Below are 17,695 nucleotides of genomic sequence, written 5' to 3'. Positions count from 1 at the left end.
GTATGAAGAAGTATTATGTAACGATTCTCAAGAAGAGCTTATGGATGATGATTCCGGCTCTCTTGTTTTCCTTATCCTCAAAGGCGCAGAATCAGGGCAGCCATCTGATGGTTGCGGTGGGTGGAGCCTATCCCAGGACCTTGGAAACGACTCTTTCCTATGAAAGAGAAACCTTATATCATAATGCCTGGGAGTACTTTGCCACCTGTACCATCCAATATGATGAGGATCCGGAGGCAGGCCACATTACCAGGACATCGTTTTGGCACAACTATAATACATGGGGTGTGGGTGCTGCCTACAAACCATGTGTTACCAGAGGCAGAAACCACCATGGAAGTCTCAGGGTTGGAGCCAGTGCAGGAAGTGATTTGAACAAGGCAATAGGTGCAGTTCATGTCGGCTACGAACATACCTATAATTTATATGATGGATGGAGTTTCTTCTTTTCAGTAAAGGAAGATATCACCATCAGGGGAAAGGAGCGTTTCAAGACCGGTGTGAACCTGGGATTGAAGATACCCCTTTAACATTTAAAGAGATTCATGACAATGAAACAGAAATATATTTCTATTTTTTGTGGACTATTGACAGTCCTTCTACAAAGTCTATTGGTCTCATGTGACGAGCATGAGCCAATCGACTATGGTCATCACATAGGTTATGTTCTTTGTGAAGATCATAGTTGTATGGACACTGCTGCCTTCTTTTCCCAGAATTCCAAGAAGGCTGTGGGAGTGGTATTTGCAGAAGCAGCAGAGCAGCATCCGGCAATGGCTGTTATGCTGAATGAAGCCCATGGAGCTTTCTGTGATTCCTTGGGACTGGCTAATGGAACAAGCCAGGATATAGAAGCTTTTGATGGTTTTACCAATACTGTAGCCATGTTCAACAGTGGAGTCCAGAAAACGGGTAAAGGTTCGCCTATAGCCTTGGAGATGTTCAACTTCCATCATCATGGTCAAAGTGATTATATTCCGAGTGTGGCAGAACAAAGACTTCTGATGAAAAGTGCTCCTCATATAAATTCAATTATTGGAAAACTGGGGGGACAGCCAATAGATCTGTCTTTAGACACCTGGTATTGGACATCTACGGAGGTTAAGGACAATCCTAACTACCAGGCTTGGCTCTGTTCTTCAGCCAATGGCGGAATCATGGAAACACCCAAGACTGAGAGCCATAAGGTGAGAGCCATCGTCAAGTTGAACTATCCGAATTAAGAATTTAAAATCAATCTGATATGGGATTTTGGAAAGAAATGGGTGTAAAAGCCCTTGAAAAAGGAAAAGGTCTTTTTAGAGGTGGCAAGCAAGCCACAGAAGCTGCCAAACACACAGAGGAAATTGTAAAGGGAGCTAAAGTCTCCATGCAATCCAAATCAAAGTTCAATGCCATTCCAAAGTCTAAGGAAACTCTTGCAGCTTCCAGAGAGGCAGTTGAACAGGTAGCCATGAAAGAGAAGAATGTTGGAAAAGCGGCAGGAAAAACTTCCAAAGCATCGAAAGAAATGGCAGCAGATGAAGCCAAGGAAGCGGTCAAAGAATCCACTCATCAGGCAAAAGAGGCTACCCAAAAAGCTGTGAAAGGGAATAGTACCCTAAAGAATGCTGCGATGTTCTATACCAAGAACCCAAAGGTTTTGGGCTGGCATGCTGCACTTGGGCTTGGTGGTTATAGCTTGATTTCCGGTGAAGGAGTCATTGACCCGCTTCTTTATCTCATTGGTGGCAAAAAAGCTCAGGAAAATGGTCTTGGAGGTATGGTTGGTCAGGTAGCAGCTGGTGAAAAAGCCCCAAAGATTTATGAAACCGTAGCAAATGCTGCTGGTTCTGTAATCGATGAAGGTGTCGGCTTTTATCAATTCAGCAAAAACTCCCTGGGGAATGCAATGGGTGAAATGACCAATCCATATCAAATGGGGAATGGCTATGTGGGAAATGGCATGGTAAATAATGGTAATGGTCAATACTATGACCCAACCACTCAACATGTACCTAACCTTTATCAGGCAAGTAATCCTGATACGCAGAGCCAGGAAGGAATGGTTGAACATATGATGGGAGGTATGAACAATCTGGTAAACCAGGTGTCAGGTGGTACGGTATCGAAGATGAATATTCTCGCTTTAGCCCTATCTTCCTATATGATGTTCGGCCGCTTTGGCTGGCTAAGTAAGGCTGCCAGTTTGCTTCTGGGCGGAATGACATTGAAAAATATCAATAACCGTCAGCTTTCCCCTCTGCAGCAAAGACAGTCAAACGTTCAGCAGGGCAATCAGTACAGAAATCCATCAGCAGTGTCCCCTTCACAGGAGACTCCTATGTTCAAGAGTTTGGAAAATCCTATAGAAAGCGAGGAAGATAACATCACCTATCGCTCTAGAAGGATGTAAAAAGAGTAGATACAGCTAAAAACAAGCACAATGAAGAAAAATTATAAAGATATACTTCTTGAATCTGAAAGTGGCTTCATGATGCCATTCCCCCTGGAAGATCAGGAGGAACTTCAGATCTCTTTAGGCTATGGGGAACAGCAGCATCCAGAAGATGGAACACCATTCAAACATCAGGGTGTAGACCTGCTCACCAACGGAAAACCTCTCTATGCGATGGCCTCCGGCATGATTATCGGTGCCGGGCATGATAGTATTCATGAGGATTATATCATAGCCAAGTATGGAAAATATGAAGTCAAGTATGGTCATCTCATGGAAGCTTATTGTCCCTATGGAACCGTCATCAAGGCAGGACAGAAAATCGGCAAGAGCGGTCCCTTCTTACATCTGGAAGTCAGATTCGATGGAACAACCGTTGATCCTATGGAATTCCTTTCCATGATCTGGGCCAATATCCAGCAGCTGGCAGCAATGGGTATCCATTCTGCTCCTATGGTGGAAAAGCTTGGAGGAAAGAAGGTCAAAACCAAGTATGACAAGGAACAGGATGAGATTCTGCTGATGATGATGCGGTGGCTTCCATCGTACATGAATGAACTGAGAACAGGAAGCTATGCTCCTCCGAAAAGACTGAAGACTATGCTCCGGCATATTTTTTCAGAGGCTGCGGAACGCAATTTTCTTTTTGAAAAACTTCCTGATATGGGAAATCCTCTGGGACTTACTGACAGTAGCCTACCTTTGGCAGAAAAGATTCAAAACCTTCTTATAGAAGACTTCCTTGGATATTCATGGTTGCGTTACAATGCATGTCCGGCTTCCTGGAGTGAGACTCAAAAAAAAAACTTTCTCATCAAGTTGCCCAAGATGGATTAGTGGTGGATCCACTTTCTGATTTAAGTATTGAAGTGGAAAGCTATGACATCAAGCATGAAGCCTATGTGTATTTCGATACATCGGGAAGAAGATGCTGGACAAAGGCATGGTTCAACGGAAGGGAAAAGGGAGAAAATGCAATTGAGATTACCCGACTACAGGCAATCAAGTTCATCAATGACGAGATTTCAGAGGAAGATTGGCTCAGCAGATTCTATCCCAAACAGATGACAGTTTATCATAAAGCCATCGAGCAAGCTCGTCAGCAGCTCCTCGGTTTCTAATTCCTATCATAATGGCAAACGAAAACAAATATCAAAGCTTATCGCAGATTGACTACTGCATGAGACAGTATTTTAGCCGCTACATGGCGCCTGCTCTGACAAATGAGGTTCGTAGCCTGAGGCAAAAACAAAGCCGGGAGTTTCGTGACTCCTGGAACCAAAATGCGTCCCCTTTCGTACCGGTGAACATGCAGATTAGAAATGCAGACATGCAACTTAAAGTCAATAGCACCTGGTATAAGAAAACATCAGATGATTTGATCAGCCGCTGCAAGGCATGGTGGGGAAAAGACGCCAAGTTTTCCAAAGACTACCAAACATTTCTCGATTCTTTCTATCGGGAGCTGGTAAGACAAAATGGTGGCAAAGGTTCAGAAAAACTAGCAGCTTTTGCAGAAAATTATGTGGCTAGGAGATTTCAGGATTTCATTCTCGAACAATTGGCGAGGGAAAAGGTTCCCAAGAACAGTGCCACCTATATTGCCAGAAAAGCGATGGATGACAGTCTCTTGGGATTGCTCCCCCAAATTGGTCCAAAGAAGGGCGAACATGATTCTCTCATTGAGAAGAAGGCAGAAGACCTGTATAATCCCAATATGCTGGAACAGGGTATGGCTATTAGTGGTGCCATGGCTATTGATGCAGCAATGACGGGTGGTTATGCATCTGGGAATTCTCTACTGGTAAAAGGAGCCACCAAGGCAGGAATCAAGGTTGCTCCTAAAACCGCATCTTTCCTGAATTCAGCCTGGAGTGGAGCTACTATTGACGGAAGTCTGAGGGCTGGCTTGGCGATTGGTAATAACAAAGGATGGCAAAATGAAAAGTATGCCAAGCAAGATAGCAAGGAAATCTTTCACGATGAAGATGCCATCAAAAAGATACAGACCGGAAGTGATGCCATCAGAAAGGCAAACACCGAAGTAATGTATCAGCTTAATAGCCAACTGGAACGAAAGATCAAGACTTCTGCTCCTACTTTCTCAATGTATAGCAGGAAAGAGATGGATCATTTCTATGCCAGTCATAAAAATCAGCCAGAAAAACTTCTATCTCAGATTAAGGCTGACTTTTCCAGGCAAGCCATACCCTTCAGGGAAAACAGCCAACCTGCTTCTTGGATGCTGAAGCTCGATAAGAAGCGGCTGGAACAATGTGCTTCTGGCTTTTATGCCATTGCCATGGAGATGTCAAAAAGAAAAAGAGAGTGGATTAATGTTGCTGGAAGACATATGACTTTCAAGGAAGTAAGCCAGCGTGCCTTTGATTATGCACAAGCTGCAGTCATTCTGGAGAAAAAACATGCAGCTCCAAAAGCTGTACTTCAAAAAGATTCATGGGATGAAAACATGCGACAGCTCGATGATATCATCAATCAAACGGCCATACCGGCAGCTTATACTCAACAAGAAGGATCTGTAGAAACCAGCAATAATCCCGCAGGCATACAGGATTCGGGAACTCAATCCGGTAATCAGGAACAAAGTTCTACATTAACCAAGGAAATGTTTTCTGGATGGGAAGATGCTTTGGATAAGGTGGGGCTTTCTGGTTTTAGTGATGTAACCAAGAATATGGGCTATGTCTTAGCCATGCTTCCTGACATGATAATCGGCATGTTCACAGGCAAGAATCCAAACCTGCAGTTGGAAGATAATCTGCTTCCTCTGTCTTCCATCTTTGGAGGCATGTTTGTCAGAAACCCTCTCTTAAAGCTTCTTTTGGTAGGATTTGGAGGTGCTAACCTGCTGAATAATGCAGGCCATGCAGCACTTGGAATAGCAAGAAACACTGCTGTTCAAAATCCCACTTATAAGAAATATGAGGAGGAATGTTTGAATCCCAGGATCTCCCACCCTGCCATCAAGGGAAACAGCATGATTGCTGATGTTGACGGAAAGCCCTGCGTCATTGGTATCTCTGAAACGGCTATAGTTGCCTATGAGAAAGGCTTCCTTCCTCTATCTACCCTGGCAAATGCAGTGCTAAGAAAATATGATGAAAATTCTGCACTTGCAGCCGGAGAGTATGAAAGGGGTATCGGTCAGCAAGAGCACCTGGATCAATCCAAGGGAATCAAATAGGATGGGCTTCATTTCTAACAAGGTGTAAAGCATCATAGGTAAACGAAGTATTTCAACCAAGTAAATTACGAATTATATATCATTTATGGATTTCGAAGAATTAAACAAGGCTGCTCCTCAGGGAAATGAGCCTACTCGTATTGACAGAGCTCTTGAAAGGTTTGCCAATATGATGATAGAACGCCTGGAGGCCAGCAAGGAGAAAAACTGGGAACAGGGATGGACTAGTGGTACAACCCTGATGGGACTTCCTCAGAATATCAAGGGATGGACTTATGTAGGAGGAAATGCCTTCCTGCTGCAGATGCATACCATGACGAAAGGCTATCATGTTCCGGTTTACATGACAGCTAAGCAGGCACGTGAAAATGGAGCTCTCATCAAGAAAGGAGAACCGTCAGTTCCTGTGTTCAAATGGGGATTGAATGTCAAGGATGAAAACGGCAAGCGCCTGAGTGAGGAAAAATTCCTTCTCCTTTCAAAGGATGAACAGGAAAAATGCCAGGTTCGACCTTATTTGAAGGTATATAATGAATGGAACATAGACCAAACCACCTTGGAAGAGGTCAACAAGAAAAAGTATGATGCCATTCTATCGCGCTTTAACATCATTCCGCTGAAGGATGATGTGGGTATGTACAAGAATGCACCCCTTGACAGAATGTTTGAAAAGCAAGAATGGCTCTGTCCTATTCAGGTAAATTTGGAAACACCAGGTGCCAGCTATAACAAGTCGCATGATTTCATCAAGGTTCCTAAGAAGGCGCAATTCAATATTCATGAGGATATCGAAGAAATCTTCAAGGATGGACAGGAGTTCTACTCTTCTGCCCTTCATGAAATGGCTCATTCTACAGGTCATCCGTCCCGTTTGGACCGTCTTCCTCAGGCCTCTTTTGGTTCAGAAGAGTATGCCAAGGAAGAGTTGGTGGCTGAAACTACCGCTTTTGTCATAGGTAATGCACTGGGATTCTCCAGTAGAATTTCAGAAAATAATGCCGCCTATGTGGATAGTTGGATAAAGACGCTGCGTGAGCAACCCAAGTTCATTGTTACCATCATGTCAGATGTAAACAAGGCATCGCGCATGATTTTGGAAGAAATAGACAAGCAGAAAATAGCCCTGGGAGAAAAAGCCCTCTTAGAGGGTAATCTCGATGGTATTGATGAACAAATTAAAAACGATAAACAATTGGAAGAAATGAAGCAACAGAAAGAGCAAAATGTAGAAACTCCTGATAATTCAAAGGAAAAATCCCTTTCTTCTGCCGAGGCATATTTCTCGTCACTGATAAAAAATATCACTTCTGACACGGAAAGTGAGCATACTGTTCTCGCCGTTGAAAGCATCCCCGAGCTTAGAGCTTATTTTCAGGACAATGAGGTGCTGGGAAGCTGGATTGACGATGTAAGTGATGAAAAGCTTCTCTCGCTTGGAGCCAATCTCCTTCCCAAGCTTCATGCTCATGGGGAGGTCAATGAAACCATAAAGCAGAATGGCAATATGAATGATTCAGATGAGAGTAAGGGGATGAAAGATGATTCTCAGAAGAGAGATTATTATTTCTCGTATCAGTATTTGCAGAGTACTGACAGTACGGACGAGTTTGACCGTCTCACCAAATTGGAGAAATGGGAAGATTTGCTTGTTTTAGCTGAGCAGTATGACCAGGGAGATTCACTCCTTCAAAAAGACACCTTCAAAAATGCGGCCAGACAGCATGGTGATGATCTTCTTGTGGAGAATGATCACTATGCCATTGTCTATAACAATACTGTGGGTGGTACTTATGAACTTTTACGTAGAGTCAGCGAACAGGATATCCAACTTTCCATAGAAAGGTATGGATTGGAAAGCGATGCTAGCCAGGATGTGAAAAACATCGCCAATACCATGGAAAGTCAAGAGGTGGAGCAGCCCATCAGAAATGGAAAGGTAGATGCCCAACAATCTCTGTCGGCAGAAACCAAGAAAGAGGAAGAAGCGTTTCTTGATGCTGATGTGAAATCCCAGATGGAAGCTGAATTGGATGCCATAGACCAGAATTTTCCAGAAGATCATCCCAACCCACATGAGGATAGCGATATCACCACTGATGTTGCAGGCAAAGCTGAGCAGATTGCAGCCACAGGAGTTCCTATGCATGAGGCCGAGAAAGAGGCCAAAGCCATCATTGATGATGAGAAACATAGTAACTATCATGAAGAGAAGAGTCACATGATAAAGCAGGAGGAAGAAAAGAAACAGCAGGAAATGACTTCCATTGCCAATGAAAATGCTGCCAAGAAAGAAAAGAAAAGCGAAGCACATCCTGCCTCTCATGCAGATCTGCTTCTTGCTGCACTGGAAAGGGCAAAAAATCATGATGGAGTTTGGATGAATGAAAAAGGCAAGGAAAATGCTGCGTTTCTGGATTCCTTCAAGCCTATCACTGCCTTCAACAACATCATGATGAACTTGCAGAGTGATCTTGAAGGCTTCAAGACCAACCTCTATTCGAGTTATAACAAGGCCAAGGAAAACGATATGCCGGTGATGAGAGGGCAAACCTCGCTTCCTTTCAACTGGACGAAATGGGAATATCAGAACGTGGCTGACCATACGGATACGATATCTAGAGAAGAGTATAACTCTTTGCCAGAGATGGAAAAGACCAACTATGCCATCCATGCCAACCGTCAGCGACACCACGTTTATAATATTGATCAGACCATCCTTTCATCAAGTGATGCGCAACGCTATTCTTCGCTGATCAAGGAGAAGGGGCCGCAGATTGAGAACTTTGTTTCAAAACTGGGTACCTCGTCAGAGCAGCAGACTCTCCAATATGTAAGATTACATGAGGTAAAGAACCCGGAAACGGTCATTATGGTCAAAAAAGATAACTTCTATGAAGTTTTTGGTGAAAAGGCAAAGGTAGTCTCACCCATCATTGGTATCGCTTCAACGGAGAAGGATATTGCAGGTGAGAAAGTTGCTCATCTTTCTTTCCCTTCATATGCTCTTGATACTGTGTTGCCTAAGGTGATTCGGGCAGGTAACCGGGTTGCCATCTGTGATACTGTCCATGAACCAAAACTAGGCAAACAGGTTATTCCTGCTACATCTATCCTATCTAAGGCCTATCAGACGGCAGAGAATGTAGCCAAGTCCTCAGGTATCAAGTATGAGCGTGTGATGGTTTTACAGGATGCCAAGTTCGATAACAAGGCAAATACACTGACTATTAGCAGAATGAGCAAAAAGGATGGTAATGAGCACGTCAATGCGATTATGAAGGCGAATGATATTTACCGTGCCGTGGTTGCAACCACAGGAGTGGAAAGTCGTCTTGACCGCTCTGGCAGAAACAACTTCCTTCCGGATGATGATGCAAAGCATGAAATGCTTGTGAGGGAACTTACAGCAGGAGTAATGATGGCCCGTCAGGGATTACCGGCAACTTTCTCACAGGACAGCCAGAAGCTCATCCCATATTGGGAAAGAGAACTGAGAGAAAATAGAAATCTCATGGGTATCATAGAACGCGATGTAAACCTTGCATTGGAGACCATAGATAATCTGGCAGAGAAGCGTAAGGTCAATTATGAGGCCATTCGTGGTCAGCTTCCTTCCAAGGACGTTCTCTCCTCAGGGAAAGACTACTCCATCTCGGCAGATCTCAATAGATTACCTTCCATGGAATCCAAGGAAATGGTTGTGGTACTCGACAGAAAGCAGAAAACTGCCGATATCATTCTTCCTGCCGGTGCTTCCCTTTTGGTAAACAATGAGGTACCAGGCATGAACAAGACTAGAATTGGTATTGCCCTGAAGAAAGAAGGTGTGAAGATGGTTAGTTTCTATAATGCCGGTGGAAGTCTTGCCCTCAAGGAGCCAAACAGCTATTATAAGGATAAGGAAGTTACGGTGAGCAAGCTCAAGCAGTTCACTCTTCTTCCTCTTCAAACCTTGGATGTAGCAAGTCTAGCGCAGGAGAAAAAGGAAACAAAGATTGAGAAATTCCAGGCAATTCAGGACTCAGAGGGCAAATATGCTTTCTTCATCAAGCCTGAAAACGAGAAGTCTTTCTCTATATATCCCATGAAGGAGCATCTGAATGCCTACTTCAATGTAATGGGCAAGGACAATAAACTCCAGATGCATAAGGCATTGGCCCAAAAATATTATGATATGGCCTATAGATATCCTGATGCCAAGCAGCAGCTCATCATGCCAAATACGGATGGCATTGACATGAGCCGCCTGGAAAAGGTTAGAATTTGCGCAGACAAAAATGATCCCAAGACAAAGGTAGTGATAGCCACTGTAGATGGGGAGAGAATGCAAAAGCCAATTTCGAAACAGCAATGGTATAATCTCTGGCTGGCTGATGATATGGATGCCTACAAGAGAGCTGTTGCTGCCATTACCTTTATCCCGCGTATCAATCAATCAGTCCAAGCATCACTTCAGCCTGCTCAGGAAAGAGAAGCAAGGACAGCTGCTCCTCAGGAAACACCTCAGAAAGAAGAAGTACAGCAAGAAGCAAAGACACATCGCGGATTTCATCGTTAACATCCAGCCATGGGAAGCTGTTCCCATGGCTATCACCAGGGAAAGAATATGGCAATCAATAAAAATGAATTTTATGAAAAGTATGCCCCAATAGCCATTGAACAGCAGATCAAATATGGTATTCCTGCGTCTGTCACTTTGGCACAAATGGGATTTGAAAGTAGTTTCGGAACATCCCGACTGGCCAGAGAAAGCTCCAATTTCTTTGGAGTGAAGCAGGGAAGCTCCTGGAAAGGACCTATCAGCTATCATATAGATGACCATAATCATCCGGAGGCTTTCCGGGTGTACCAGGATGTGAGAGCCAGTGTTGAAGACCATTCCAAGGTTCTGCTGCTTCCTAGATACCAAAAGCATTGTGGCTCAAAGAGTTCACAGGACTATCAAGGATGGGCTGATGGGATCATGGCGGGGGGATATGCCAGCAAGGAAGATTATAAATCCGACTTGATTGGAGAAATTAAACGCTACCATCTTGACAAATATGATGAGATGGCTGTCATTCAAGCCAGGAAGATGGGTGTAGAAATGGGTTATGCCAAGCATCAGAAGAACCCACAAATTCCCATGTCAAAGGATTATGCCCTACCGATTCAATTCGAGAATCTCAAGGTAACAGGTCTGTTCCATGAAAAGAGAAGTGGTCATCTCCATGGAGGGGTTGATATTTCCACTAGTGGAAAATATTTGCCTGTATATGCTACAGAAAACAATGGTAAGGTCATTTCTGCCTGTTACGGCAAAGATACCGGAAACATGATCAAGGTTGAATATGCCCAGGATGATGGAACCACACTTCAATGCACCTATATGCACCTGAGTCAGATTCATGTGAAGGTTGGAGATACTGTACAGGCCGGACAACAGATAGGAATGTCAGGCAATACCGGACGTTCTAGTGGCGCCCACCTTCATTTTGAAACCAAGATAAAGGACCTTTCCGGTAAGATTGAGGCATTCAATCCTATCTCTTATCTCGCAGCTATAGAGGGTAAAACCGGCAAACAAACGCCACTTTTGAGAAACGGCGAAGATCTGCTGGCTGTGGAAAGAAGCAAATATTCCCCTTCTGTTCAACCGCAGGTAAAGGAAAGTAACTGGAAGGAACTTTTAGCCAATGTCACCCATTCCAATGATCCAACCAAATGGCTTGCCTATTTGATGAGCCAAAATAAGGAATATGGCAGGGATAATGATAAGGATGCGTTTTCTGAGCTGATCTCGACACTCTTTTCTGCAGCTCTGACCATGGCAGCTAAAATAAAGGCCTCAGAAATGCTGGCAGTAGTCAACAAGGATGCAAAGTTATCAGAATCTGAAGAAGTGAAGGACGATTCCTCCTTGATTAAAAGAAACAGGGAAAAGGTTGATGCTTCCAGGCTGCAGATGCTGGCTAGTACTATCTTTGAAACTGAGATTCCAGAGAACAAGCAAGCTGTTGGACTCAAGACAAGCTTGACATGACATAAATGTATCATCAATCATTAAAACTATAACAATATGATTAAATGTAATGTAACAGCCTGTGGCATTATCGTCAGCAGTGCAGTAGAGAAACAGAACAAGGAAGGGGGAAAATTCCTCGCCTTCACTTTAGTTGTCCCTATTGAGGGAAAAGACAAGAGCGTCAAGGAACTCCATATCGGGGTAACAACGGAAGGTGATCAGACCACCGCCGCTAATTATTCTGCCGGTCGTCGAGTAACTATTAAAGGCAACCTCTACATCAGAAAGGTGGAAGAAGCCGTATATTACAATCTCCGTTCAGAAGGCGCCATTGAACAGAATGAATCTTCTGCTCAAGACCGTCTGGAAGGAAGTATGGAATTCCGAGGTAAGATTGGTCCAAAGGGTATTGAATGCAAGACAAGCAAGAAGGGTTCTGCTTTCAAGGTATTCTCTGCCTTCTCTTCAGATAAAGATGGAGAAAAGCGTGCCTTTACCTGGGTTAGCTTCATGGTCAATCCATCGGTTGAATGTACTGTAGAGGCCGGTAACTATGTGGAAGTACATGGTGACTTGCTGCTTGATGTTTTCAAGAACAATCTTCAGCTGAACTGTCGCGTCAATAAGATTTCCCCTTGGGATATGAACACGGAAAAAACGGCCCCAGCTGCGGGATAAGGTAAAAAATCAATCTAGATAGAAATTCATTGCCAGTCAAAGTGGTCACTACCTATGACAAGCAATGAATTCTATCTACTCATTCATCAACGGGAATAGCAAAATATGAACGATCAAATCAATAAAGGCATTGGACATCGTCTCAAGAAGGGATGGAACAGTCTCTTCAAAAATAGTTTGAACGAGGCGTTGAAACCATTTCCGAAAGACCATTTCTTTACTAGAGAAGAGATTGAGTTCCTGAATTGCTCCACAGGTGAGCTGACTCTGCTTGAAAAATGGGCTCTCCAACTCAGCAATTGGGCAAAAGACAAGGCTGAGTGCGCTCCAACTCTACCAGCCGTCAAATGGCAGAATGGACAGTTGACAACCTGGATTGGTGGTAATGAAGTCATGGAATCCAATAGCCAGCAGGTAGAAAGACTGAAACAGCTCAAGACTGCAGGTTATAAGCTACCTGCATTATATGAGTCTATGATTGCTGAGAAACATGGACTTGATCTGGTGGGTACGTATTTTAAAGATCAATCGGGAAAGAATGAATGCATTATCCAGGTTGAGAGGTTTATCAAAGGGGATGAGACTCAAAAGCCCTCCATCGCCTACTCTCAATTCTGCAGTCCTACATCTGCCCCCATACTCCATACCCTACCCTTGCAGGCATTTCAAGACCTCATCCAATCCCATGATATAGTTAACCTGCAACCCTGTGAATTGAAGAAATGGTTAGAAATAAGAGAAAGAGTGAATACTGCTCATGAAGAGTTCCTGGGCTTGGTGGAGGTAATCCATCAGTCGTATCCCCTTATCACAGCAGGTATCCTGCCAGATAAGGAAACTTCTTCACTCTACCTCAAGCAAACTGAAAAGGACTTCCTTCCGATGTCTTGGAGTATGAGTAGTTCTGATAGCCTGATAGTTAGTGGCTATGTGGATGATAGAAGAGATAATCTTCAGAATATATATATTACCCAAGAAAATGCGCATGAACATGTAATGCTTATAAGACTTGTAGAACAACAGGTTGAAAAGGACTGCCTGAATGCTCATTTGGAAAAACTCATGAACACCATGGGAAACAGGATTGGTGATAGTATTCTGTATATACCGGCCAATTCTGATGGAATCCAAATTACTAAAGGTCATGTAGATGGTATTCTTCTTTCCAACAATGGAAAACTTTCTGCATTTAGAAATCCAGAAAATAAAGAGGTACCTTTAAGCGAAGATGACCTTCAACTCATCAAAAAGGGCTTGATCGAGGAGGGTGTCAATCAAATAGTCGGGGTGAAGAGAAATCAGATGCCAGTGACAAGGCAGGTTAATCAACTTACCAAGGAATTGCCTCTGATTCTTGGTGGAATGGAGTTTTTCAATCAACATTTGGATAAGGCTCAAGAAGTTCAAGTGTCACCCCAAAAGGAAGCAGAAGTCAAAGCTATAAAAGTTCATTCCAATTCAGATGAAGAAGTCTTCCTAATGAGAGACTATGTGCTTTCGCTTCAGGATCCACTTTGTCCACTCTCCGGCAACAAAGAGTTGCTGCCTCCAGATTCTGATGTAAAACAAATTCTAAATCAACAGGAAAAACTGGAGGAAGAATATGATGAATATGTCACCACCATGGATTTGGAAGCCCAGAATCAGATGGAAGAAAAGATCCAGGAAGCCTCTTGCAGATATGAGGAGAAACTCGCATCTCTGGTCAATGACTATCTTTTTCAAAATCAGGATTCCAAGCAGGAACCATCGAACATCGAGAATGATAAAATTTATCAAAGTCCGGAAGAAGCGTTTTTTGAACCTATCAAGGGTAGATGGCATACGGAGGAAAACCTGCAAAAACAGGCGTTTTCACAATACGGGGCCTTAATGGCTGACCGTTTGAGCCTTCAGATTACCTATCCGAAGCTCCCATGGCTTAAGAGTATGTCCTCTCTCCCAGGTACCTTGGGAGGGGCAGCGTTTGATAGCAAGTTGTCTATCCTTCTGGCTATCTACACTGAAAAGGAGGGCTATGAGGTTCCCGTTTTCTTGTCAGAAGAGGACCTCAAAGAAGAGCATCTTAAGGTGGATATCAGCAGGGAAGCGTTTCTTTTAGCCGATGAAAGCCGATGCAGAAGGATGTATAATATCGAGCAGACCAATTTCGCTGAGAGGTACCCTGAAAGATGGGAAGAGATTAAAAGCCGTTATCAAACATTCAAGGGTGACTCTTCATCCCAACTCAGAACCCTTACCATCAAAGGCCATTATCCCACACTCATTGTTTTCGATGGGAAAAAGAATATGGTGAGCTATAGCGAAAAGGAAAATGTCATTCATATGGCACCTTCCAATCACTTTGACTCAGAAGATGACTATTTAAGGGACTTATCAATTGGTCTGGTTCGCAGTACCAGGAAAGAGGCATGTAAGCTTCATAAATATGAGCATCTTGTCAAGGAAGACCTGCTTGCTCATATTGGCTGTGCCATGATAGGTCAACAGTATCATTTTGATGTAAGAAGTCTTGGTTACTGTAAATATTGGAAAAGCCTGCTTACTCAAGATCCTGCTTTTACCAAGAGCGCCCTCTCCCAGGCGGAACATTCTGCCTCTATTATTTTTCAGTATGCAGAAAAGGCTTGCCAAGCGAAGACATCTGACAGAAGCATAGATCTGCGCACCACGACTCCAATTGACATGGATGTAGATGGCAATGGTATCGTTGAAAGTCAGGAAAACATGGCAGCAGATTCAAAGCAAGGAGAAAATGAAAGAAGCCAGCCTGAAGAAACCATCCCCCTTCATGGGGGAAAGTTGAAACATATAAGATAGAGTAAGCCCTAGGAAATGTCTATCCTAGGGCTTACTAATAAAGTATAATCGAGGGATTGTAACCGAATACGTATATTGAACTTTTATCATGAAAATCAAACATAGAAAAATGAAATAATAAACAGGCATATAGAAACCACTGTAATCTAAATAAGAAAGAATAGTTCTTGTTAAATTAGAGCAGTTATAATGGAATAAAACGCTAATAAATATAAAAATAAGCATTTGTCCTTCAAATATTTATGTTAAAATTTGGAGCTTCTGTTATTTTTTTGTATTTTTGCAGTTAAGTAAAACAAATTCTATTAATTGTAAACCACAGTATGTATCAAGACAATTTAGATAATGACATCTATGAAGATGACTACTATGATACTCCGATTGAACGATCTAATTGGGGACCCAATTTATTTGCAAGAATCGTAGAATTCCTGCAGAAGTCAACATCTCCAGACGTCATCCGTTTGGGAATTATTGCAGATGTAAGAAACTCTACTCAATCTGAGGATCCTTCTACCCACTGGGAGAAGGTCGAAACCATGCGTCGCTATGCAGACAGTGTCAACAGAGGTTTGGGCTTGCCGGAGGATCCCCATCTCAGGTCACTGCTGCAGTCCACTGAATGGACGGGTTATGGACTGTTTTCCATGAACTTCATTTCCAGGCTGAATCTTGACTATGCAGGAATCTGTATGGAGGAACAGACGAATCTTACCTATGAGAGCATGATATTTCTCATTGCACTTGTCAAGGGTATGAGCATGATTAATCTCAAGCATCCATCTTCTTCTGAAGAGAACATGAACATATATACATACCTCATTCCTAGTCAGTTTTCCACTTTCTCTTATGCTTCTTTCCTCAATGTGGCAAGTAACCGTCTTGCAGACAAGGCTGAATTGACACAGGAAGACATTGATGACCTCTCTCATCTTGCTTTTAAAAGCCGCTATTGGAAACAAGGCAACTCACTAAAAGGCAAAGATAGCAAACTGTTCATCGATGTACTGAAGAATATCCTGTCAGATATCCTGGGTCTCACACTCAATGTGGATACAGATTCTTTCTCCAAGCAAGCCAGGAAAGAAGAACTGGTTGCATCCATGCCGAAAGAAATAACTCTTTCTTTAAATGATAAAGAAAGCCAAAACCTTAGTATCTCAAAAGCTGTAGAAATCGTACTCTCACAGTATTCTACTCCACAAACTAGAGAAACCCTGCTAAGGGGAGTAATGGGACTTAGACCCGATACTAAGGACAGTAGTTTTACTACAATGCTAGCCAAACTCCATAAGCAAGAGCTGATCAATTATTATGAAGGTGGTCTTATTGGTCTGAAAGGTAAAAGATTTGGAAGAGGCTACAAGAAAGTGGATCGATTACAGAAGACTGGTAAGATGAAAATAGAGTAAGACGCAAAAATAAAACTTAAGAGGGTGTACCACGGATATATGGCACACCCTTTTACTTTCTGATACCCAGTAATACGCATTTTTATGAGTTACGAAGATTTTCAATGATTTCCAAAGGTAGCAGAGTTGCTTTAGCAACCTGTTCTGCAGAAAGTCCCATAGCCAGCAAACGTTGGGCAGTTTCTGTATTACCTTCAATTTTACCTTCTCTTTTCGCAGTATCAATGGAATTCTTGATGTCACGATAAGCCCTCTTACTTGCTTCATACTCCCTCATTTCCTGCGGGGTAAACTTGGTGATCTCTGCTTCCTCAAAGAGACGGTCGAAAATCTTATCGCACAGCTCTTTCGGGCGCGCTGGGTAAGCTTATAGAGGTTTTTAAGCGCATAAAGCCATTTGTCATATAGCGTTTCCAATTCTTCCAGGGTCTTGTCGAACTTGGCAATCTCTACATAGATAAACTCCAGCTTATCATAGAATACCTTGTGGGTAGCGGTATCGCACAACTGTACATGGTGTCGGATTTCCTCCTTGTCGAAGGCTTCCTCGTTCATGTTGAAGTTAAGCAGAGTTATGGTATAGATATGACTGAGCTTGAAATCCCAGTCATTCCCCTTGGGAGCCTGTTCACGAATAGGGAAAGTCGAGTAGAAGGGTGAGCGGTCCTTGAAATATGTTTGATAGGCATTCATTAGTCCAATGGAACAACGAAATACCCTTCTGGCAGGTCGTGAAAATGCTTGCCATTTGCATCATTAGTCACATATGTTTCGTTTTCTGGATCTTCTGTAGCGAAATAGATTTCCAAATCCTTGAAACGATTTTTGAGAAGAACGCGGAAGTCTGTAATCAATGCGAGTTCTTCCGCTTCTATATATAGAAAGGCTTCTGAAAGTTCGCATTTCTTGATATTACCACAGAGATTGCAAGTCCCATAGTCTACACCAAGAGCTAAGATGATGTTTCCTTCCCAATCATCGTCCTCGTCTTCTTCCATAGCAGGGCGTTCTTTCTGTATGAAAGTCTGATAGAGGTCATATATCTCTTGCAACTCTTCTTGTTTTCCCACAATGTGGTAGCGTACTTTTATATTATGCATTTGGGATGCAAAGATAGCTAAATCTGATTCCATGTCTTG

Annotated in this window: 12 protein-coding genes and 1 pseudogene; 11 read left to right on the top strand and 2 right to left on the bottom strand. The window is 42.9% G+C overall.

What is annotated here, in order from left to right; all coding sequences use genetic code 11:
• Window positions 1-2 precede the first annotated feature (2 nt).
• The 11 genes from AAAT87_RS03785 to AAAT87_RS03735 all read left to right on the top strand — a co-directional run bounded on the left by AAAT87_RS03785 (window position 3) and on the right by AAAT87_RS03735 (window position 16,556).
• A complete protein-coding gene (locus tag AAAT87_RS03785) occupies window positions 3-530 on the top strand; it encodes a hypothetical protein (protein WP_349225679.1) in 528 nt (175 codons plus the stop codon).
• A gap of 159 nt (window positions 531-689) precedes the next feature.
• Window positions 690-1,223: an Lcl C-terminal domain-containing protein gene (locus AAAT87_RS03780; RefSeq protein ID WP_349225678.1), complete on the top strand. Its 534-nt coding sequence runs from the start codon at window positions 690-692 to the stop codon at window positions 1,221-1,223.
• A gap of 20 nt (window positions 1,224-1,243) precedes the next feature.
• Window positions 1,244-2,395: a hypothetical protein gene (locus AAAT87_RS03775; protein WP_349225677.1), complete on the top strand. Its 1,152-nt coding sequence runs from the start codon at window positions 1,244-1,246 to the stop codon at window positions 2,393-2,395.
• A gap of 30 nt (window positions 2,396-2,425) precedes the next feature.
• Window positions 2,426-3,274: a M23 family metallopeptidase gene (locus AAAT87_RS03770; RefSeq protein WP_349225676.1), complete on the top strand. Its 849-nt coding sequence runs from the start codon at window positions 2,426-2,428 to the stop codon at window positions 3,272-3,274.
• A complete protein-coding gene (locus AAAT87_RS03765) occupies window positions 3,274-3,558 on the top strand; it encodes a hypothetical protein (protein ID WP_218420803.1) in 285 nt (94 codons plus the stop codon). Before AAAT87_RS03770 ends, AAAT87_RS03765 begins: the two co-directional genes overlap by 1 nt.
• Before the next feature lie 11 nt (window positions 3,559-3,569).
• Entirely contained in the window at window positions 3,570-5,642 is a 2,073-nt protein-coding gene (locus AAAT87_RS03760; protein WP_349225675.1) for a hypothetical protein, read from the top strand.
• Between the two features lie 85 nt (window positions 5,643-5,727).
• On the top strand, window positions 5,728-10,200 hold the full coding sequence (locus AAAT87_RS03755; protein ID WP_349225674.1) for a zincin-like metallopeptidase domain-containing protein: 4,473 nt from the start codon (window positions 5,728-5,730) through the stop codon (window positions 10,198-10,200).
• A 48-nt stretch (window positions 10,201-10,248) separates the two neighbouring features.
• Window positions 10,249-11,664, top strand: coding sequence for a glucosaminidase domain-containing protein (locus AAAT87_RS03750; RefSeq protein ID WP_349225673.1), 1,416 nt, complete (start codon window positions 10,249-10,251; stop codon window positions 11,662-11,664).
• Window positions 11,665-11,700: 36 nt separating this feature from the next.
• Window positions 11,701-12,324 (top strand): hypothetical protein, encoded by a 624-nt coding sequence (locus AAAT87_RS03745; protein WP_089543201.1) that lies wholly within the window; start codon window positions 11,701-11,703, stop codon window positions 12,322-12,324.
• A gap of 105 nt (window positions 12,325-12,429) precedes the next feature.
• The gene (locus AAAT87_RS03740; RefSeq protein ID WP_349225672.1) at window positions 12,430-15,144 is read left to right on the top strand and encodes a hypothetical protein; all 2,715 of its coding nucleotides are present in this window, start codon (window positions 12,430-12,432) and stop codon (window positions 15,142-15,144) included.
• Between the two features lie 323 nt (window positions 15,145-15,467).
• Window positions 15,468-16,556: a hypothetical protein gene (locus tag AAAT87_RS03735; protein ID WP_349225671.1), complete on the top strand. Its 1,089-nt coding sequence runs from the start codon at window positions 15,468-15,470 to the stop codon at window positions 16,554-16,556.
• An 82-nt stretch (window positions 16,557-16,638) separates the two neighbouring features.
• Here the strand turns inward: AAAT87_RS03735 and AAAT87_RS03725 are convergent.
• A pseudogene (locus AAAT87_RS03725) lies at window positions 16,639-17,258 on the bottom strand (Rpn family recombination-promoting nuclease/putative transposase); the annotation flags it as partial.
• Window positions 17,249-17,689, bottom strand: a complete 441-nt coding sequence (locus AAAT87_RS03720) for a hypothetical protein (protein WP_349225668.1) — start codon at window positions 17,687-17,689, stop codon at window positions 17,249-17,251. The gene AAAT87_RS03720 and the pseudogene AAAT87_RS03725, both read right to left, overlap by 10 nt.
• Between the last annotated feature and the right edge of the window lie 6 nt (window positions 17,690-17,695).

Origin of the sequence: Segatella sinensis (assembly GCF_040095255.1) — a bacterium.
In the GTDB taxonomy this organism is placed as follows: Bacteria; Bacteroidota; Bacteroidia; order Bacteroidales; family Bacteroidaceae; genus Prevotella; species Prevotella sinensis.
This window is presented reverse-complemented; position numbering and strand designations above follow the sequence as displayed.

Bases quoted from the DNA above. Each gene is read 5' to 3' on its own strand.
- AAAT87_RS03775 (WP_349225677.1), top strand. From the start codon at position 1,244: ATGGGATTTTGGAAAGAAATGGGTGTAAAAGCCCTTGAAAAAGGAAAA.
- AAAT87_RS03745 (WP_089543201.1), top strand. From the start codon at position 11,701: ATGATTAAATGTAATGTAACAGCCTGTGGCATTATCGTCAGCAGTGCA.
- AAAT87_RS03760 (WP_349225675.1), top strand. From the start codon at position 3,570: ATGGCAAACGAAAACAAATATCAAAGCTTATCGCAGATTGACTACTGC.
- AAAT87_RS03740 (WP_349225672.1), top strand. From the start codon at position 12,430: ATGAACGATCAAATCAATAAAGGCATTGGACATCGTCTCAAGAAGGGA.
- AAAT87_RS03755 (WP_349225674.1), top strand. From the start codon at position 5,728: ATGGATTTCGAAGAATTAAACAAGGCTGCTCCTCAGGGAAATGAGCCT.
- AAAT87_RS03720 (WP_349225668.1), bottom strand. From the start codon at position 17,689: ATGGAATCAGATTTAGCTATCTTTGCATCCCAAATGCATAATATAAAA.
- AAAT87_RS03770 (WP_349225676.1), top strand. From the start codon at position 2,426: ATGAAGAAAAATTATAAAGATATACTTCTTGAATCTGAAAGTGGCTTC.
- AAAT87_RS03780 (WP_349225678.1), top strand. From the start codon at position 690: ATGGACACTGCTGCCTTCTTTTCCCAGAATTCCAAGAAGGCTGTGGGA.
- AAAT87_RS03735 (WP_349225671.1), top strand. From the start codon at position 15,468: ATGTATCAAGACAATTTAGATAATGACATCTATGAAGATGACTACTAT.
- AAAT87_RS03750 (WP_349225673.1), top strand. From the start codon at position 10,249: ATGGCAATCAATAAAAATGAATTTTATGAAAAGTATGCCCCAATAGCC.
- AAAT87_RS03785 (WP_349225679.1), top strand. From the start codon at position 3: ATGAAGAAGTATTATGTAACGATTCTCAAGAAGAGCTTATGGATGATG.